The 17,175-nt window shown below is 62.6% G+C and carries 23 protein-coding genes; 11 read left to right on the top strand and 12 right to left on the bottom strand.

The annotated features are described in order from the left end of the window. Window positions 1-50: 50 nt before the first annotated feature. Complete coding sequence (locus JQ611_RS11745) at window positions 51-929, bottom strand: DMT family transporter (RefSeq protein ID WP_212465512.1); 879 nt, start codon at window positions 927-929, stop codon at window positions 51-53. 171 nt (window positions 930-1,100) lie between these two features. Here JQ611_RS11745 and JQ611_RS11740 point away from each other — a divergent pair, with 171 nt between their 5' ends. Together JQ611_RS11740 and JQ611_RS11735 are read left to right on the top strand one after the other, a co-directional pair. Then, window positions 1,101-1,499 (top strand): RidA family protein, encoded by a 399-nt coding sequence (locus tag JQ611_RS11740; RefSeq protein ID WP_212262813.1) that lies wholly within the window; start codon window positions 1,101-1,103, stop codon window positions 1,497-1,499. Window positions 1,500-1,542: 43 nt separating this feature from the next. Then, window positions 1,543-1,761 (top strand): hypothetical protein, encoded by a 219-nt coding sequence (locus JQ611_RS11735; RefSeq protein ID WP_212262814.1) that lies wholly within the window; start codon window positions 1,543-1,545, stop codon window positions 1,759-1,761. Between the two features lie 88 nt (window positions 1,762-1,849). Here JQ611_RS11735 and JQ611_RS11730 read toward each other — a convergent pair whose 3' ends face one another. The 4 genes from JQ611_RS11730 to JQ611_RS11715 form a co-directional block, all read right to left on the bottom strand. Continuing rightward, complete coding sequence (locus tag JQ611_RS11730; protein WP_409363326.1) at window positions 1,850-2,407, bottom strand: hypothetical protein; 558 nt, start codon at window positions 2,405-2,407, stop codon at window positions 1,850-1,852. Then, entirely contained in the window at window positions 2,352-2,708 is a 357-nt protein-coding gene (locus JQ611_RS11725) for a hypothetical protein (protein ID WP_212037380.1), read from the bottom strand. The genes JQ611_RS11730 and JQ611_RS11725 overlap by 56 nt, the downstream gene beginning before the upstream one ends. Before the next feature lie 228 nt (window positions 2,709-2,936). After that, a complete protein-coding gene (locus tag JQ611_RS11720) occupies window positions 2,937-3,536 on the bottom strand; it encodes a formyltransferase family protein (RefSeq protein WP_192736080.1) in 600 nt (199 codons plus the stop codon). 148 nt (window positions 3,537-3,684) lie between these two features. Next, a complete protein-coding gene (locus JQ611_RS11715; protein ID WP_212262817.1) occupies window positions 3,685-4,323 on the bottom strand; it encodes a hypothetical protein in 639 nt (212 codons plus the stop codon). Window positions 4,324-4,493: 170 nt separating this feature from the next. Between JQ611_RS11715 and JQ611_RS11710 the strand changes: the two genes are divergently transcribed. Then, on the top strand, window positions 4,494-4,889 hold the full coding sequence (locus tag JQ611_RS11710; protein WP_212465511.1) for a DUF5413 family protein: 396 nt from the start codon (window positions 4,494-4,496) through the stop codon (window positions 4,887-4,889). 20 nt (window positions 4,890-4,909) lie between these two features. Here the strand turns inward: JQ611_RS11710 and JQ611_RS11705 are convergent, their stop codons facing one another. Continuing rightward, on the bottom strand, window positions 4,910-5,152 hold the full coding sequence (locus JQ611_RS11705; protein WP_212262989.1) for a hypothetical protein: 243 nt from the start codon (window positions 5,150-5,152) through the stop codon (window positions 4,910-4,912). A gap of 147 nt (window positions 5,153-5,299) precedes the next feature. Here JQ611_RS11705 and JQ611_RS11700 point away from each other — a divergent pair, with 147 nt between their 5' ends. Then, complete coding sequence (locus tag JQ611_RS11700) at window positions 5,300-5,704, top strand: hypothetical protein (RefSeq protein WP_212262819.1); 405 nt, start codon at window positions 5,300-5,302, stop codon at window positions 5,702-5,704. Between the two features lie 60 nt (window positions 5,705-5,764). Here JQ611_RS11700 and JQ611_RS11695 read toward each other — a convergent pair whose 3' ends face one another. Beyond that, on the bottom strand, window positions 5,765-6,016 hold the full coding sequence (locus JQ611_RS11695) for a hypothetical protein (RefSeq protein ID WP_249133100.1): 252 nt from the start codon (window positions 6,014-6,016) through the stop codon (window positions 5,765-5,767). Window positions 6,017-6,400: 384 nt separating this feature from the next. Next, window positions 6,401-6,769, bottom strand: coding sequence for a hypothetical protein (locus JQ611_RS11690; RefSeq protein ID WP_212465510.1), 369 nt, complete (start codon window positions 6,767-6,769; stop codon window positions 6,401-6,403). 426 nt (window positions 6,770-7,195) lie between these two features. On the opposite strand from JQ611_RS11690, the gene JQ611_RS11685 reads away from it, so the two are divergent. Then, window positions 7,196-8,797 carry an alkaline phosphatase gene (locus JQ611_RS11685; RefSeq protein ID WP_212465509.1) on the top strand — a complete coding sequence of 534 codons (1,602 nt, stop codon included), beginning with the start codon at window positions 7,196-7,198 and terminating at the stop codon, window positions 8,795-8,797. A 22-nt stretch (window positions 8,798-8,819) separates the two neighbouring features. Here the strand turns inward: JQ611_RS11685 and JQ611_RS11680 are convergent, their stop codons facing one another. From JQ611_RS11680 to JQ611_RS11670, 3 genes are read right to left on the bottom strand one after another with little or no spacing between them, the layout of a single operon-like run. Then, window positions 8,820-9,527 carry a DUF1045 domain-containing protein gene (locus tag JQ611_RS11680; RefSeq protein ID WP_212465508.1) on the bottom strand — a complete coding sequence of 236 codons (708 nt, stop codon included), beginning with the start codon at window positions 9,525-9,527 and terminating at the stop codon, window positions 8,820-8,822. A 27-nt stretch (window positions 9,528-9,554) separates the two neighbouring features. Beyond that, window positions 9,555-10,748 (bottom strand): alpha-D-ribose 1-methylphosphonate 5-triphosphate diphosphatase, encoded by a 1,194-nt coding sequence (locus JQ611_RS11675; RefSeq protein ID WP_212465507.1) that lies wholly within the window; start codon window positions 10,746-10,748, stop codon window positions 9,555-9,557. Next, window positions 10,745-11,413, bottom strand: coding sequence for a chloramphenicol acetyltransferase (locus JQ611_RS11670; RefSeq protein WP_212465506.1), 669 nt, complete (start codon window positions 11,411-11,413; stop codon window positions 10,745-10,747). The genes JQ611_RS11675 and JQ611_RS11670 overlap by 4 nt, the downstream gene beginning before the upstream one ends. Window positions 11,414-11,611: 198 nt before the next feature. On the opposite strand from JQ611_RS11670, the gene phnC reads away from it, so the two are divergent. From phnC to phnE (JQ611_RS11650), 4 genes are all read left to right on the top strand, one after another. Then, complete coding sequence (phnC, locus tag JQ611_RS11665; RefSeq protein ID WP_192736070.1) at window positions 11,612-12,427, top strand: phosphonate ABC transporter ATP-binding protein; 816 nt, start codon at window positions 11,612-11,614, stop codon at window positions 12,425-12,427. Window positions 12,428-12,503: 76 nt separating this feature from the next. Further along, window positions 12,504-13,442, top strand: a complete 939-nt coding sequence (phnD, locus tag JQ611_RS11660) for a phosphonate ABC transporter substrate-binding protein (RefSeq protein ID WP_212262826.1) — start codon at window positions 12,504-12,506, stop codon at window positions 13,440-13,442. Between the two features lie 82 nt (window positions 13,443-13,524). Continuing rightward, entirely contained in the window at window positions 13,525-14,409 is an 885-nt protein-coding gene (gene phnE, locus JQ611_RS11655; RefSeq protein WP_212262827.1) for a phosphonate ABC transporter, permease protein PhnE, read from the top strand. Next, window positions 14,406-15,254 (top strand): phosphonate ABC transporter, permease protein PhnE, encoded by an 849-nt coding sequence (gene phnE / locus JQ611_RS11650; RefSeq protein WP_212262828.1) that lies wholly within the window; start codon window positions 14,406-14,408, stop codon window positions 15,252-15,254. Before phnE (JQ611_RS11655) ends, phnE (JQ611_RS11650) begins: the two co-directional genes overlap by 4 nt. 9 nt (window positions 15,255-15,263) lie before the next feature. Here the strand turns inward: phnE (JQ611_RS11650) and phnF are convergent, their stop codons facing one another. Next, window positions 15,264-15,992 (bottom strand): phosphonate metabolism transcriptional regulator PhnF, encoded by a 729-nt coding sequence (gene phnF / locus JQ611_RS11645; RefSeq protein ID WP_212262829.1) that lies wholly within the window; start codon window positions 15,990-15,992, stop codon window positions 15,264-15,266. A 119-nt stretch (window positions 15,993-16,111) separates the two neighbouring features. On the opposite strand from phnF, the gene phnG reads away from it, so the two are divergent. Then, window positions 16,112-16,570, top strand: a complete 459-nt coding sequence (gene phnG, locus JQ611_RS11640) for a phosphonate C-P lyase system protein PhnG (protein WP_212262830.1) — start codon at window positions 16,112-16,114, stop codon at window positions 16,568-16,570. After that, window positions 16,570-17,175 (top strand): phosphonate C-P lyase system protein PhnH, encoded by a 606-nt coding sequence (gene phnH / locus JQ611_RS11635; RefSeq protein ID WP_212465505.1) that lies wholly within the window; start codon window positions 16,570-16,572, stop codon window positions 17,173-17,175. The genes phnG and phnH overlap by 1 nt, the downstream gene beginning before the upstream one ends.

Here is a 17,175-nt window from a genome sequence, read left to right as displayed (position 1 = left end):
CCCGAGACCTCGTGCGATCCAGATCACAATTTGGTGGGTAAAATCCGAATTCAGGTTGCTGCCCGCGCGGGAACCGGATTGGTCGCGCGCAAGTTCAGCAGATTGCCGGCCAGGATCAGGATGGCGCCGAGCACGGTGAACAGGTCGAGCCGCTCCGCATAGATCAGCCAGCCCGCGGTGGCGGTTAAGGGAACCCGCAGGAAATCCATCGGGATCACCACCGTCGCATCGGCATGCAGTAACGCGCGTGCCATGCAGTAGTGGGAGAACGTGCCGCAGAAAGCGATCACGACGACCCAGCCCCAGGCGTTAGCCGGCGGCCACGTCCAGACGTAGAGCGCGGGAAAAAACCCGGCCACAGATTGTATCGCCAGCATCCAGAAAATGATCGCGACCGAATGTTCGGTCCGGGTCAGCGATTTGACCATCGCGATCGAGATGCCGAAGCCGACCGCGGCCGCCAGCGCAATCAATTGTCCGGGATTGACCTCGCCGGTCGCCGGGCGAACGATGACAATGACGCCGACGATGCCGAGCACGATGGCCGCGACCTTCCAGACCGTCATCCGCTCGCCGAGAAACATCGCGGCCAGGATCGCGGTCCAGATCGGCATCGTGAATTCGATCGCCACCACCTGACCGATCGGAATCAGCGTCAGCGCGAAAAACCAGCCGAGCTGCGCGCCGTAGTGAATGAGGTTGCGCGAGATGTGCACGTGCAGCCGCGCGGTTTTCAGGATGGCAAATCCGCCATTGGCGCGGATCATCGGATACAGCAGGAAGAAGCCGATGATCGTGCGCATCTCCATCAGCTGGAACACGTTCAGCTCGCGCATGCCTTCGCGGCCGGCGACCACCACGATCAGCATCAAGGCGAGCCAGCCCGACATCCACAGTGCAGCCAGTGATTTGGAAGGTGTGCGGTCCATGCGCTAGCGGCTGAGTTGGGCTGACTTAGAGGGGCAGGCGGGTATCGGCGAGCGCTCGGCGATTTGCAACGTGCAAATCTGCGGACGCAGCGATGCGCGGGCGCCAATTTCGCTGTGGGAGGCAGTGCGGGATCGGTGCTAAGGATCGGCCCGTCTCAGGAGGACTTATCCATGCGTATCCTACAACCGGCCGAATGGTCGAAACCCCGCGGCTTTTCACATGGTGTCGAGGTCGATGGTCCCGGCAAATGGATCGTGCTGGCCGGCCAGACCGGCGGCGACGAGAAGGGCGACTATCAGCCCGACATGGCCGCCCAGGTCGGCACGGCGCTGAAGCGGATCATCAAACTGCTTGGCGAGGCAGGGGCTGGTCCCGAACACATCGTTCGCCTGACCTGGTATCTGACCAGCCGCAGCGAATATGAGGCGGCGGGCGCCGGGATCGGTGCGGCCTGGAAGGAAACGCTTGGTCGCAACTTCCCGCCATCGACGCTGCTCTACATCGACGGACTGGTCGATGTCAGGGCCAAGGTCGAACTCGAAGTCACCGCTTACGTGCCCAAGTCTTGAATCGGACTTAAGGCGCGCTCGAACAACACAGGAAACATAGACCATGACCAACCGCTCGACTTCAGAAGCCCGATCGACTTCAGCAAGTTTCGTGACGGCCTTCGCAACCGGCTGGCCTGAAGCCCAACCCGACATCATGGTGCTGTCGCTTACGACCCATAACGGGGTGCAGGATTTTGCCTTCAACAAGGAACAGGCCCTGCTGATCGCAAAGACCATCAAGGAGACTGCTGCGAGGCTGGAGAAGCCCAAAACCGGCTAGTAACCGCAAATACCGCTCCTAACGAAAATCGCCCGCTCTTCAGCGGGCGATTTGGTATTTGCGACAGGACGGGCGGACCGCTGCGGCTTTACTTCGAAAGCGAAATGTTGGCGGCGCGGAACTGGCTGTCGGCCCGAATGCTGACGGACTGCTTGTTGCCGGCTGTCTTGAGCGCGATGTTGGCGTTGAAACCGACGGTGACGGCCGTGACCTGGAAGTTGCCGCCGCCGCCGCGGCCCTGCAGGCTGCCGGTAATGCCGCGGCTGGTTTCGCTCCACTGCCCGACAATCGCGCCGCCCTGGTCGACCACGTTGGCCGTCAGATTGAACCTATAGGCGTCGCTCGCGCAGGTGAGGCTCATGTCCATCTTGACGCCCGCAACGTCATAGACCGCGCGGCAACGGATGCGTTCGTTGGATCCGTCGTCCAGCGTGACGGTGCCGCCGCCCGCCCACTTGCCAGCCATGCCGGCGTAAGGCCCGGAGGACTGGGCGTAACTTGCTGGTACTGCAAGCGAAGTCATGAAAAACGCGACGGCTGCAATTGTCAGCCGCCGCGGATAGGCGAAGAATTCTGATGTTCGGCTTGTCTTACTGACGGGACGCTTCCCATCGACCGCTACACGGTACACCAGCTGATGCCCCATTCCATTTCCCCGATCCGGAGTTGCCACTGAGTTGACCGTTCGCATATGCACCATTGATCGAGACTCGCACAAGTCCCCCGGAACTGACGGTGCCGGAAACCGGAGCGCCGGAGCCCGTTACCTTGCCGTCGCTGACAGTGACGGTTGAGGCGGTGCGCGCATCGCAACTGCCGGTTTTGGTGACGACGGTAACCTGCCAAAGCCCGTCATAGGGCTGCTGGGCGGCGGCGGGAGCGGCCGCGAAGGCAGCGGTGGCAAGAAACGAAGTCAAAAACAGCTTGCTGATGCGGTTGGAACGCATGGATCAAATCCCCGAAAGGTGTGTGTGATGAGCGCGTTATCCGGTCACAATGTGTTCAAACTTTGTTGCGCCGCAATAACGGAGAAAGTTCCTAACAATTCAAACACATCAAGGTGAATCCCGTTCCGGCCTCGGAACGAATAAATGCGCGAAATGGGCTTCGATTCGGGTCATGATTCGGGTCCGGGATGCTTAACTGGCTGAAACGGATGGGTTTTCCTCGTTCGGTCAGTGCTTGGCGTCGGAAAGCTTTGGCGCGAGGGTGGCGAATTGCTCGTCCTGGGGCCGAGCGGGCAGGGTCTTGTGGATCCTGGCGTAATCGATGACTTCGCCGAGCAGCTTTTGGCCGAGCGGAGCGAGCGCGCGCTCCCAGAGCTCGCGTGCGGTCTCGCCTTTCTTGACGAAAACCCACTCCTGGGCCGCGATCGCGCCGGCGTCCATCCGGTCGGCGAGGTGATAGATGGTGCCGCCGGCGATCGGATCGCCTTCCTTGATGGTCCATTCGACCGCGGCGATGCCGCGATGCCGGGGCAGCAGCGAGGGGTGATAGCCGATACCGCCGAGCTTGGCGACGGCCAGTGCCTCGCGGGTGATGCGGGCGTGGCTGTGGGCGGTCACGATCAGGTCGCTGTCGGGGGCGATTTCCGCCGCGGTGACGAATCTGGCGTCGGCCTGCACGACGACCTCGACGCCAGCGGCCCTTGCTGCGGCCGCCAGCCGGTCTTCGTTATCGTGGACGACTATCCTCGCGATTTCGACGCCGTGTTCGCGCAGCATGGTGAAGGTCGTCACGCCGAAATGGCGGGAGCCGACGAGGGTGATCCGCATATGTTCCGTCCGTCGTTAGTCAGGCCGATATGCGGATAGCACACCAAAGCCGTCAGACTCGCCGCCGGGGTCGGCGAGTCCGGGTTATCAACAGTCAGGGTTATCAATGAAAGGGCGCGCCGGGCAAGTCGGCGTGCCGACGCCGCAGTTAGTTCCTGCCGGCGCAGCTCGGGTAGGGCGCGGGCTCGCCGGGCACGATCGGACAGACACGAATCGGCTGCAATTGGCGCAACCGCGCCAGCCATTTGGTCTCGTCAATTGCGCTTCGCCCAGTCGCCGGCGCGCGTTCGGCCCATTGCACCGTGTAGTAATCGGCGCTGCCTTTGACGGTGACGATGAGCGTGGTTTCGCTGTGTTTGTCGGCGCTGGTTTCGACCCGGCCGCAGCTTGCCACTGCGACATACGCATCTTGATCGCCGAATTTGGTCGCGCCAAATCCTTGCGCTGCGAAGGTGTCGGGACAGGCCGACTTGAAGCCACCGACCATCGAGCCCGCAAAGCGCTCCGGCGAAACCCCGGCGTTGCCGGCGGCCCCCTTGGCGCCGGTCACCGTGATCATCTGGGTCCAGCTCTTGACCGTCTCGCCCTTCAGCACGGCCTCGCGGACATAGTTCGTCCCTTTGGTGTTCTCGAACACCGTGGCGAAACTGGTCGGCAACGAAAAGGTGACGAGTTGACCGAAGATCGGCGAGATCACCTTGAACGCGGTGGGGGCCGGATTTTGGGCCGATGCCGACGTCGCGAGCAGCGCGCACAAGGCCGCCGAGAAAATCGTCACTCTCGTCATTGGCAGCTTCCTGGCCGACTTCGCCTTGCAATCCGCGCGTCCGATCATAGGCGCGCGACGGCGCACCGACCAGCGTGAGAGCGGTCACATCGGGAGAAACGACGCGGCGATACGTTCGCAAATCGAAGCAGGCCATCAGGCTGCACGAGATCTCATAAGGAACGTGACACATGAAACGCTTTGTGATTTTTGCCGCGGTTGCGCCGCCGCTCGGGTTCATCGTCGCGTTCTGGGTGATGCTCCAGATCGCCAACTGGGTTGCCGGCGGTCCGAGCACGTTCGACCTTGCACAAGTTATGATGCTGCCGACGGTCTATTTGGTCGGTCTGATTCCAGCGCTGCTGACCGCGTGGTTCGACCATGTGCTGGTTAAACGCGAGATGCCGTACCGGATCGCGCTGACGGCCTTGTTTGCGTACTTCGTCAGTTACGTGCCGCTGGTTGGCGCATTCCAGATGGGATTCATCCACGAACCATCCGTGGTGCTGCTCGGTGTTGTCGGCGCGGTGCCGGCTGCGGTGTGTTCGTGGCTGGCGATGGAGCGCAGACAGCCGGTTGGCGCGTGATCCCCAAGGAATCTCCAAGGTCAAGTCAGGATACGAAGCTCCGGCCTACCGGGGGTGCGGGGCTGGCCCTTGACCGGCTGTGACTGACGCGTCGCCACCAATTGAAGCTGGGTTCGCAGGTCGGCGCTGCATTGCTTCATCTGATTGCGCAGTTCGCGGCGCGTAAAGGCGGTGAGGGAGGGATCGGCCAGTTGCTGCCAGGCCGAGCGCAGCCATTCCTGCAGTGCGCGGATATCATTATCAAGGATTACGGGCTGGTTCATGCCGCCGAATCTCCGGATGTGATCGCCGCCAAGTTAGGTCTGATTCGTTTACAGATGCCTACTCCGGTAAATGACGGGCGCGACCTTTACCCCCGGAACGAGCGCCCCACATAAACGTTGGGTCCGCAGCTTTCCCCTGGAGATTCAATGTCCGGCCATTCGGCGCTTGTTGGCTTCGCAATGCTGGTCAGCCTGATCGTGCCCGGCAGCGCGTTCGCGCAGTTCCCGCCGCCCGCCGGCTCGGCCGGAGCAGGCAATTCTGCGATCAGCGGCATACCTTACGGTCCGGCCAATCCCAGCGTGGTCGGCGACCCCAGCGGCATCGGAAATGCCTCCCGGATCCCGCCACCCGGCACCAACAGTCCTGCGCCGTCCCCCAGCTACGGTTCGGTCAACGCGTCGCCCTCGGGTTCGCGCGTGGTCGTGCCACCCTATGCGGGCGCGTCACAACGGATCACCGTTCCACGCCAGGGAAGGTCAAAAAGGCCACCCGTGCGCCCGCGCGGCCGGGTTGAGACCAGCACGTTCACCGGGATCTGTCGGGGCTGCTAGCGGCGCGTTGCCACGGGACGCGGCCTTGGGACAAGGCCATGCGTCGCGCCGGAGCCCTGCCTAATGCGGTTGCAGATCGCTCGCCTTCCAGCCGGTGGAAAGCACAAGGAACAAGGCGCGATACGCGTGGTAGCGCGCGGCGGGCCGGGTTTTCTCCCGTCCGCCTGCAATCATTTTCCCGCTCTGATCGCGCACTTGCCAGCAAAAGTTCCGGCGGCGCTTGAAGATGACAAATTGCAGCATCGGAGCCCGGAACACCGCGCGGGGCCCATTATTCCAAAGAAAATGCGAGCAATGCATGTTTCGGTTCATGGCGTGCGCTGCTCCGATTGAGAGCGGGAGGAACGTTCAACGCGTTATGGCCGATTCTCTTCCAAAATATCCGATTCGCAGGCTTGATTGCGGATCGTAGGGGCTGGCCCAGGCGGGTTCGGTATTTGTTGCCGACCGGTGCGGATTCCAGCGATTCCAAGAATGAAACCCCCGCCGGCCTGTGAGGATCGGCGGGGGCGAATGGGAAAGATGGTGCGAGGCTGGGGGTTGCCCAGGTGTCGCGCCAAGGACCCGCGTGAAATCAGCCCTATCGAACAGTTCCGGGCAAGACGATTTTGTAAGCAGTGCTGCCTGCGTTTCGTGCACGCTGCGCCAACGCGCGATCTTTGCGCGCGATCTTGGCGGCATCACTCGACCAATCGATCACTCCGCGATGAATGACGTCGTCTTGGTCCCGGAATCGTAGCGCAGCCTGAGCACGTTGAATTTGCACAGGTTGACGTTCTTCCAGAGCACCGATTCATCGTAATTCGCCCAATCCACCTTGATGTTCCAGACGCAGCCGTCCTCGTCCTCATCGAATTCAACGTAAGCGGTGTCCTGGTTCTTCAGGGTCTTGTCGAGTTCGTTCTCCCATTCGTCGAGGCCGTCATCGGGCGAATTGAAACCCAAAAACTTGATCGCATAGCCGGTCTCGTTGATGACCGAGACGTTGCGGTTGTCAGCCCCTAAGGCGGGCGCGGCGGCGAGCGATAGTCCAAGCACAATCAACGCGGATAAAATCGTTTTCATTTGAAATGCTCCTGGCGGCACAAGGCGTGCGGCGACGCGTTTAGCAACCTTTGCGTTCGCGGTCCTCTCACGCAGCGCACGATGATCGTAATCTGGACATCCGTATTCGTCCGGGTTAGCGGCACACGGCTTCGCAATCTATAACGGCGTCGCTAACAGCGGGGGGCAGGGCATTCACTCATCACAGTGAACGCCTTTCCACTGGAGGCTCACGAGGCCCGGACTCCTAGGCACTCCGGGCCTCGTCTACCTCACCCACACATCCGCATATCCGCTCAGCAACCGACGGCGATCTTTTCACCGCTGAGATTGCGAACACTTTCATTCTGCAGCTTCCGCGCGGGTTCATCCGACTGTCGCAAAACCTTCGGGCTGCGGTCAATTTGGACGGGCACCCTTCGTCGCGATTCGACGAGGGCGCCTTCAATGCCGATTGGAATACGCGCGAAGCAAGACCTGACTGGACAGGGCTTGACCAGACGTCAATTGCTGGTTCGGACTGCATCCACCGCTGCGGTCGCAGCATTGGGAAGCGTTGCCAAACCTTATCTCAGCCGCGCCGCGGATCGTCCGCACATCGCCAGCGGGATCGCGTCGGGCGACGTCTCGGCCGATTCCGCGGTGATATGGGCAAGGGCCGATCGGGCCGCGCGCATGCAGGTGGAGTGCTCGATCGACGAGAGCTTCAAGTCCATCCTTCGCGTCGCATCGTCGGAAGCGCTGCCCGAGCATGACTTCACCTCGAAGCTTTTGCTCGAGGGCCTTCCGCCCGGGCATGATATTTTCTATCGGGTGCGTTTCGCTGATATCGGCGAGTCCAGGATTTCGGGTGAGGCGCAGGTCGGCCATTTCCGCACCGCGCCGGTGGCACGACACGCGGTATCGTTTGTCTGGTCGGGCGATACTGCCGGCCAGGGCTGGGGCATCGATCCCGCCCGCGGCGGCATGCGGACTTACAAAACCATGCTCGAAAATCGCCCGGACTTTTTCATCCATTCCGGCGATCACATCTACGCCGACTGTCCGATCGAAGCCGAATTGAAGCTGCCGGGCGGAGGCTTGTGGCGGAACATCGTCACCGAAGACAAATCCGTCGTTGCCCACAGCCTCGCGCAATATCGCGCCAACTACAAATACAATTTGCTCGACGAAAATCTGCGCGCCTTCAACGCGCAAGTGCCGATGCTCGCGCAGTGGGACGATCATGAAGTCACCAATGACTGGGCGCCGATCGGCACCGCTGACGAGACCGGCTACGCCGAAGACGGCAGCTCCCACCTGGTGGCGCGGGCGGCCCGCGCGTTTCATGAATTCATGCCTATCCGCAACCTGGCTGGGCAGGCGGGGCGGATCTATCGCAAGGTCGCCTATGGGCCGCTGCTCGACGTCTTTCTGATCGACATGCGCAGCTATCGCGATTCGACCGGGAATAATCGCGACGACCGCAGCGACACCTGCATTCTCGGCCCGGCGCAACTGGCCTGGCTGAAGCGTGAACTCACGGCCTCCGATGCGACCTGGAAGGTCATCGCCGCCGACATGCCGATCGGATTGATCAGCGAGGATGCGATTGCGCTTGGCGATGGGCCGCCGGAGCGGCGCGAATGCGAGATTGCCGATCTGCTGTCCTTCATGAAGCGCATGGGTGTCAGCAACACAGTGTGGCTGACGGCCGACATGCACTATACGGCCGCGCATCGCTACGATCCGAACCGTGCGGTATTCCAGGATTTCGAGCCGTTCTGGGAGTTCGTCTCCGGGCCACTGCATGCGGGGACCTGGGCGCCCGCCCAGCTGGACAATACGTTCGGACCGGCTGTGGCGTTCCAGAAAGGCTGCAGCGCGGAGCAGGGCGAAAACCTCGCGCCATGTTTCGGACTGCAGTTCTTCGGCCGGGTCGATATCGATGGCCGATCGGAGGTCATGACGGTAACCTTGAAGGATGTCGACAATCGGGATCTATGGTCGGTGGATATCGACCCGCGGCCGGATGGACGGCAGAAGCAAGTGCTGTCTCAACACATCTGACGCAGCAGCAATGTGGATGCGTCTAACTCTGGCCTGGCAGGAGGTCGTACTGCCTGGCGATCCGGAAGCGGGAATCCGCACTGTCCTGACGGAATAGCGCAAGCCTGTCGATCGCGAGGGTCTCGAGGCCGAGCGTGGAAAAACTGTTTCTCAGCATCGCCAGAACGGTCTCCAGGCGGCTTGCGTCGAGCCGGCCGGTCAGCGTCATGTGGAAACGAAACTCTTCCATCACGTAGGGATAGCCCCAGCTGTCGAGATGGGCGCGCTGCGCCGATGTCAGGCGGGAAGGATTGCGGCGCGCACGGTCCGCTTCGGTGAGCGGCGTGCGGAACGCATCGAATTCGCTGACGCAATCGGCCGCAAGGCGGATCAATTCCGCCGGCGGATCAGCCGGGATTACCGCAATGAAGCCACTGATGGAGCCGACCACCGGCCTGATGACCGGAATCGCCCGGGGCGTTGCGGCGAAGGCGGCACACGCCGCGAGGAGTTCGGCTTCAGTCCTTCCTTGTGCCAGCGAGAAGGGCGCCTTCAGCGTGGCGTGAAAGCCGTATTTGCGGGGATCGGCCGTCAGGTTGCGCCAATCCGGCGCAGCGCTGACGACGTCTTCCGGAAACGGCAGGTCTTCGCCGCCAAAGGCGTCATAGCCAAGCATTTGCGCGCCGAAGCGATTGAGGTCGCTGGCCTGCACCGGGGCGTAGTAGATCGCGTAACGCGGATAATTCGACATTGGCACAGGATACAGGATAGAGGCGTGTCAGGCGGCTGCAATCGCCTTGCGCGGAGCGAGGGTCGAGTTGCGCAGGCGGCCAGCTTCCGTCAGATGCACCAGCCGTCCCGCGGCCATGACGGCGACGACACGCGGCCGCAACGGCACCTTGTCATCAACGAAGATGATGTCGGCACGCTGGCCGGTGGCAAGAACGCCGCGATCGGTGAGGCCGGCGGCCCGGGCGGGGGCTGACGATATCAGCTGCCAGGCCTCGTCCAGCGGCAGCACGCCATCGGCAGCGAGACGGAACGCTGCCAATAGCTGCGCCGGATAATAATAGTCCGACGCCAGCACCGAGCATAAGCCCTTGGCGATCATGTCGGACGCCTTGGTCCAGCCGGTGTGGCTGCCGCCGCGGACAACATTGGGCGCGCCGAACACGATGAAGTCGCCGGCCTCTGCCGCCTCGCGCGCGGTTTCCTCATTGACCGGAAACTCGGCAATGCCGACGCCCTGCGCCCGAAACGCCTTCCGCATCTCGGGGCTTTCGTCGTCATGCGACAGCATGCGTACATTGGCGTCACGCGCCGCTTTCGCCAGCCGGGCGATCGAGGCCGGCACCTCGTGCGCGCGGACAACGACGCGCGTCACCAGCAAATCGAACGCCTCGTTCGAAAGCCCGGTGCGTTCGACCATGCGGCTGCGCTTTTGCGGCTTGTCGAGGTTGGCGACCGTCCCATCCATGTGGTCGTTGAATGCGAACAGGTCGATGCGCCCGTCCGACAACCATTCGCTGATCTCGGATTCGGCGTCGAGATTGTAGGTCTCGTGGCGCAGATGGAAGCGGGTGTCGGCCGAAAGCTGCGGCCGCATCGACTCGATCGCTTCCAGCAACCGCCTTGCGTTGTCGCCCGAGCGCAGGCCCGGCTCCCACGACCAGGTCGTGCCGTGGTAGACCGTGGTGATCCCGTTGCTGATCGCCTGCCGGTCGCTGTCACCAAGGGCGACGTCGATGGGGAAATCGACGCCCGGGCGCGGCATCATCTGCCGTTCAAACGCATCGCCATGAAGATCGACGATCCCAGGCAGCACCAGCAAGCCGCCGGCGTCGATGCCCGGCGAAGCGCGGCCCTGGTCGGCGCCGATGGCGCTGATGTCACGGCCTGCGATCCGCAGCGAGGTCTCGTGGATTTCGTGGCCGAGCAGGGCCCGGCCGCCTTCGATGAAAATGTCAGTCACGATGCTGCACCCTGATGCCTGATCTGCGCGCGGACGGAGCCCGCGCCTGCTTCGTATTTTGCCAGAAAATCCTCGACCGTGAGCTTGCGGAAATCGGGTAGGGCGCGGCGCAGCGTCTCATGGTCCCAATTCCACCAGGCAAGCTCGGCGAGCCGACCGGCGACATCTTCCGAGAACCGCCGTTTGATCGGCCGCGCCGGATTTCCGCCGACGATGGTGTAGGCCGGGACGTCCTTGGTCACGATCGCGCCGGCGGCGATCACCGCGCCGGTGCCGACGTTGCGGCCGGGCAGGATGATCGCGCCATGCCCGATCCAGACGTCATGGCCGATATGGATGTGGTGCGCGCGCCGCCATTCGAAGAACCCGGCGTCGGCGCTCTCGCCGGGAAAATAGGCGCTGGCCCGGTACGTGAAGTGCGCCTGCGTCGCGCGGTGCATCGGGTGGTTGCCGGGGTTGATCCGGGTCATCGCCGCGATCGAGCAGAATTTGCCGATGGAAGTGTAGGTGATCTGGGCGTCGTTGACGACGTAGGAATAGTCGTCCATCGACACTTCATGCAGGATCGTGCGCGCGCCGACTTCGCAATAGGCACCAAGCTGGGCGTCGTGCAATTTCGCCGTGGGATCGACGGTCGGGTCGACTGAAAGCATTTTGCCGGCCATACGGGCGTCTCTCCGCGACAAAGATGGTGTCACGATGGCACCTCATCAACGGGCATGATGACATCTTCGTGACGGTTGCATGACTGATGTCGCGGGTGTTCGCGGGTGTGGACGGTCGCTGCACCGTGTCGCGGTTGTCACACAACTGTAAAATCCAATCGTTAGCGATGGTCCACGGTCGGGATTCTGGAGCATTGCATGCTGGTGGTGGAAGGTTTGACGTGCCGTTTCGGCACAAAAGCCGCAGTGGATGATGCGTCATTCTCGATCGCGCCCGGTAGCTTTGTCGGCGTGATTGGCCGCTCCGGTGCCGGCAAGTCGACGCTGCTGCGGATGATCAATCGCCTCGCTGAGCCTTCCGAAGGCCGCATCCTGTTCGAAGGCGTCGACGTCACCGCGCTGCGCGGCAAGGATTTGCGGCAATGGCGCGCCCGCTCGGCGATGATCTTTCAGCAGTTCAATCTGGTCGGCCGGCTCGACGTGCTGACCAATGTGCTGATGGGGCGGCTCGCCGAAATCCCGTCCTGGCGTTCGCTGACGCAAACCTGGCCCGAACGGGACAAGGCGCTAGCGATGTCGGCGCTCGAGCAGTTCGACATGGCTTCGCTTGCAGCCCAGCGCGCCGACCAGCTTTCCGGAGGTCAACAGCAGCGGGTCGCGATCGCGCGTGCGCTGGTGCAGGAGCCGGATATCATTCTCGCCGATGAGCCGATCGCTTCGCTCGATCCACGCAACACGCGGATCGTGATGGATGCGCTGCTGCGCATCAACAAGCATTTCGGCATCACCGTGATCTGCAATCTGCATTCGCTCGACCTGGCGCGGACCTATTGCGACCGCCTGATCGGCATGTCCGCGGGCCGCATCGTGTTCGATGGGGCGCCGGCGACGCTGACGGATCTCATCGCGCGCGAGCTTTACGATCTCGAAGCCAACGACGTCATGGGCGCTGCACCCGCACATGCGCCTGGTGGTGCTGCCGTCCCTGAGCTGGGCACTGCGGCGGCGGCCTGAGCGTTCTTCTGTAACAGGGCGGCCGATTGCAAACCTGCAAACGGCCGAAAAAATCAACACAACAAGAGGGCACACCATGATCAATCGTCGTATCGTTCTGGCCGGCGCAGCCGCGCTGGCGTTTTCGGCCTCCGCCGCCTCTGCGCAGGACTGGAAGGGCAAATATCCGGAACTGACCTTCGCCGTCGTGCCGGCGGAAAACGCCTCGGGCGTGACCGAACGCTGGGCACCGTTCGTCGCCTATCTATCCAAAGAGCTCGGCGTGAAGGTCACGCTGCGCATTGCCAACGACTACGCCGCCGTCATCGAAGGCCAGCGCTCCGGCAACATCCATATCGCCAGCTACGGCTCGGCGTCGTTCGCGCGCGCGCGGATGACCGGCGTCAAGACCGACGCGTTCGCTAACGACATCAATGCCGATGGCTCTACGGGTTATTACTCGGTGTTCTTCGTCAAGGCGTCGAGCCCGTACAAGAACCTCGACCAGCTGAAGGGCAAGAATCTCGCTTTGGTCGATCCGAATTCGACGTCGGGCAACAACGTGCCGCGCTTCGAGCTCGACAAGCTGGGCATCTCCGATGCCGACACGTATTTTGGCAAAGTCGTGTTCAGCGGCAGTCATGAGAACGCCATACTGGCGCTCACGCAGGGCACCGTCGAAGTCGCCGCCAATCAATGGACCACCGACAACGACTCCACGCTGGCCCAGATGCTGACCAAGGGCATGCTAAAGAACGCCGACGGCACAGTGATGAAGAAGGATGATTTCCGGATCGTCCATAAGTCTGCGCCCATTCTCAATGGGCCTTATGCTTATAATTCGGACCTTCCGGACGGCCTGAAGGCCGCCATCGCCAAGGCGTTTGCGGATGCACCGGCCAAGGACAAGGCCGCCTTCGACCGTCTTTCCGACGGCCAGAAAAAGGCATTCAATCCCGCCACGACAAAGGATTGGGACGGCATGATCGACCTGATCAAGTTCGTGGACAATCTTCGCAAGAAGAAGGCGTCCTGATCGATTGGCGGAGCGAGACCAGGCCGGGTCCATGCGACCCGGCCTTTTTCCGTTCAGGACATAACCGGCACAGCAGCCTTCCATGACATCAGCCGTATCCATCCTTCCAGCCCAGCAACTCGCGGTGCTCAACGACGCTTATCGTGCGGCGGTGGCGCGCAAGCGGCTGCGGATGACGCTGGCAACGGCGGTATTCTTCGCGGTTCTCGTCATCGCCGGGATCGGGGCCGAGGTTAATCCGGTAATTTTCGTCAACAAGATCGGAAATTTCGTCAGCTACTTCGACCGCATCGGCACGCTGGAGAGCGGCGCGCGGGTCTGGGCCGATATCGGCGAGTGGTTCTGGGGCTGGAAAAAATGGCTGGCGCTGCTCGGCGAGACCGTCCTGATCAGCTACGTCGGTACCCTGGCCGGGGCGATCCTCGCTTTTGCGCTCAATTTTCTGGCCGCTGAAAATACCTCGCCGGCGCCATGGCTGCGATTTACGGTTCGCCGCCTGATGGAGTTCTGCCGTACCGTTCCGGACATCGTGTTTGCGCTGATCTTCGTGATCGCGTTCGGTCTCGGGCCGATGGCCGGGGTTCTCGCCATCATGATCCATTCGGTCGGTGCGCTCGGCAAATTGTATTCCGAAATCGTCGAGAACATCGACATGAAGCCGGTCGAGGGGGTCCGATCGACCGGCGCGAGCTGGATATCGTGCATACGCTTCGCCGTCGTGCCGCAGGTCGCGGCGGGTTTTGCCAGCTACACGTTGCTGCGCTTTGAGATCAACGTGCGCGGCGCTTCGGTGATGGGTTTCGTCGGCGCCGGCGGCATCGGCCAGGAACTCGTCGTTGCCGTCAGGAAATTCTTTTATTCCGACGTCAGCGCGATCCTGCTGATGATCATTGTCACCGTGTTCCTGATCGATATCGGTACCGGATGGGCGCGCGGGCGGCTGTTTGGCAGGGAGGCGCGGGCATGACACGGTTGCCTGCGCCTGACTCCGGGGATTTGCGCGGCCGCTATCCCGAGGTCTTTGACCGGCCGGTTTCCTCCCGTCTCGCGATCCCCGCGATGCTGCTGGCTGCGTTCGGGATCTTCGTGTTCGGGCTGGTCGAGCTGGAGTTTTCGCCGGCGCGGATGCTGGCGGGGCTGAGCCAGCTCGGCTGGATCACGATGATGATGATCCCGCCCGATCCCGGCAGTTCGCTCCCGGTCTATCTCGTTGCGCTCGGTGAAACCCTGTCGATCGCGCTGCTCGGCACGACCCTTGCCGCGTTGCTCGCGCTGCCGGTCAGTCTGCTGGCGGCAAAGAACATCGTTCCGTCGGGTATCTTCCGGTTCCCGGTTCGCCGCTTTCTCGATTCGATCCGCGGCGTCGACACGCTGATCTGGGCGCTGGTCTGGATCAACGTCGTCGGCCTTGGGCCGTTCGCGGGCGTGCTGGCCATTGCGGTGGCGGATTTCGGCGCGTTCGGCAAATTGTTCTCCGAAGCGATCGAGGCCGCCGACCGGAAGCAGGTCGAGGGCATCCGGGCCTCCGGCGGCAATGCGCTGCACGAAATACGGTTTGGGCTGATGCCGCAGGTGCTGCCCGTCATCGCAGGGCAGGTGCTCTATTTCATCGAATCGAACACCCGCTCGGCTACGATCATCGGGATCGTCGGCGCCGGCGGCATTGGATTGCAGCTGGCCGAGCAGATCCGGGTGCTGGAATGGCAGAAAGTCTCATTCCTGATCCTGATGATCCTGGTCGCGGTGGCGGCGATCGACTGGATTTCAGGCAAGCTGCGGTTTGCGATCATCGGCCAGCGCGCGGTGGTCTGATCCAGCGATCTAATCGCTTTCGACGATGAACTCGACGCGCTCGGCGGCGAAGCGCGAGCGCTTGGTTACGATCGGCTGGCCGTCGGGATCGACGTCGGTGCTGTCGACCACCAGCACCGGGCGGCCGAGCGCGAGATCGAGCCGTGCGGCGTCGCTGGCGTCGGCTATGGCGGCGGTGATCCGGGTGGACCACCTGCGGTAATCGCGGATGCCGTAATGTGCGACCAGCTTGGTCATCGAGCGCACGCTGGCGAAGACCTGTCCCGCGTCAGGGAAGCGCTCGGCGGAAAGCCATGAGGTGCTGACGCAGATCGGTGTCCGGTCGGCCAGCCGCAGCGCCTCGATCCGGACCAAGGGTGCGCCCGTCTTCAGCCCGAGTTCCCGCGCCAGTTCACGTGTCGCGACATCGTCGGACGCTTCGATCAACTGGCCGCGCGGTTCATGGCCGCCGGCGCCTACGATCTCGGAAAACCGCGTCCGCGAGCGCAAGGGATAGGCGAGGCGCTGGGTCTCGACATAAGTGCCGCTGCCGCGCTCGGCGCGCACCAGCCCGCGTTCGGCGAGCGTCGCCAGCGCCCGGCGCACGGTATGGCGGTTGACGCGATAGGTTTCGGCGATCTCCATTTCACCCGGCAGCTTTTCGCCCGCGGCGAAGCGGCCCTCCGCAATGGCGCGTTCGATCCCGTCGGCGACCTGCCGCCACAACGCCACACCGGTGGCCGCATCCTGCATGCTCATGGTGTGAATATATCCGGGACGGTCATCCGAAAAAACAACCCTGTTGTCACCAAACAGTCATGGCGTTTGGTTATGAAGTTGTCTATTAGCATAGACAACTTGATTCCGGCAAGGTGGATATGACGGCAACCGAGAACGACAAGCAGGCGCAGCGCAAGGCCGTCATGGCGGTGCTGGCGCATTCCGATCCATCAGAGATATCCGGCCGTCTGGCGGCGATCACGCTGCCTGATCACGAGAATCTGCGCGAGCCGGAAAACGGCCTCGTGATGGTGCGCGGCCGTATCGGCGGCGACGGCTCTGCCTTCAACCTCGGCGAAGCCACGGTATCGCGTGCGGCGGTGCGGCTTTCGACCGGCCAGGTCGGATTCGGCTACACGCTCGGCCGCGACCGCGAGAAAGCGCGGATGATCGCGCTGTGCGACGCCATGGTGCAATCGGATGAATTCGCCGGCCTCATCGAGACAAAGGTGATCGCGCCACTGTGCGCGGCAATGACCGCCACGCGGAACCGCAAGGCGACCGAGGCTGCGGCGACGCGGGTCGATTTCTACACCTTGGTGCGGGGAGAGGGTTGATGACGACGGTTGCCGAACTGCCCGCAGGATTTGCCGACAAGGTGCTGTCAGCGCAATCGACCTTCCGCTCGGTGATGGATGCGATGGCGCGTCCCGGCAGCGTGCAGCGCATTGCGGCCGTCGCCGGCACGCCCGCCGCGATGATGCGCGGCACCGCGGCTATTGCGCTGACCCTGTTCGACCATGATACGCCGATCTGGCTCGACGGCCGGATGTCGGCAACGACGGACGTTGCCAAATGGCTCAAGTTCCACACCAGCGCGCCTGTGATCGCGGATTCCTCGATCAGCAGCTTTGCCCTGATCGGTAGTCCCCGCGAGCTTCCGGCGCTCGATCGTTTTGCGTTCGGCAGCAATGAATACCCGGATCGTTCGACGACGTTGATCCTGCAGGTCGACAGCCTGTCGCAGGGGCCCGCCCTCGAACTGCGCGGCCCCGGCATCGACGGCACAGCGATCCTGCAGGCCGCGATCCAGCCCCATGATTTGTTCGAACGGCTTGCCGTCAATGTGCCTCTGTTTCCGCGCGGCATCGATGTCGTGCTGGTCCATGACGATGCAATTGTCGCGATACCGCGCACCACGCGGTTCGCGAGGGGAGGCTAG

It is taken from the genome of Bradyrhizobium sp. AUGA SZCCT0182, from assembly GCF_018130185.1.
In the GTDB taxonomy this organism is placed as follows: domain Bacteria; phylum Pseudomonadota; class Alphaproteobacteria; order Rhizobiales; family Xanthobacteraceae; genus Bradyrhizobium.
Note: the sequence above shows the minus strand (reverse complement) of the source record. Positions and strands in the feature narration are given on the sequence as shown.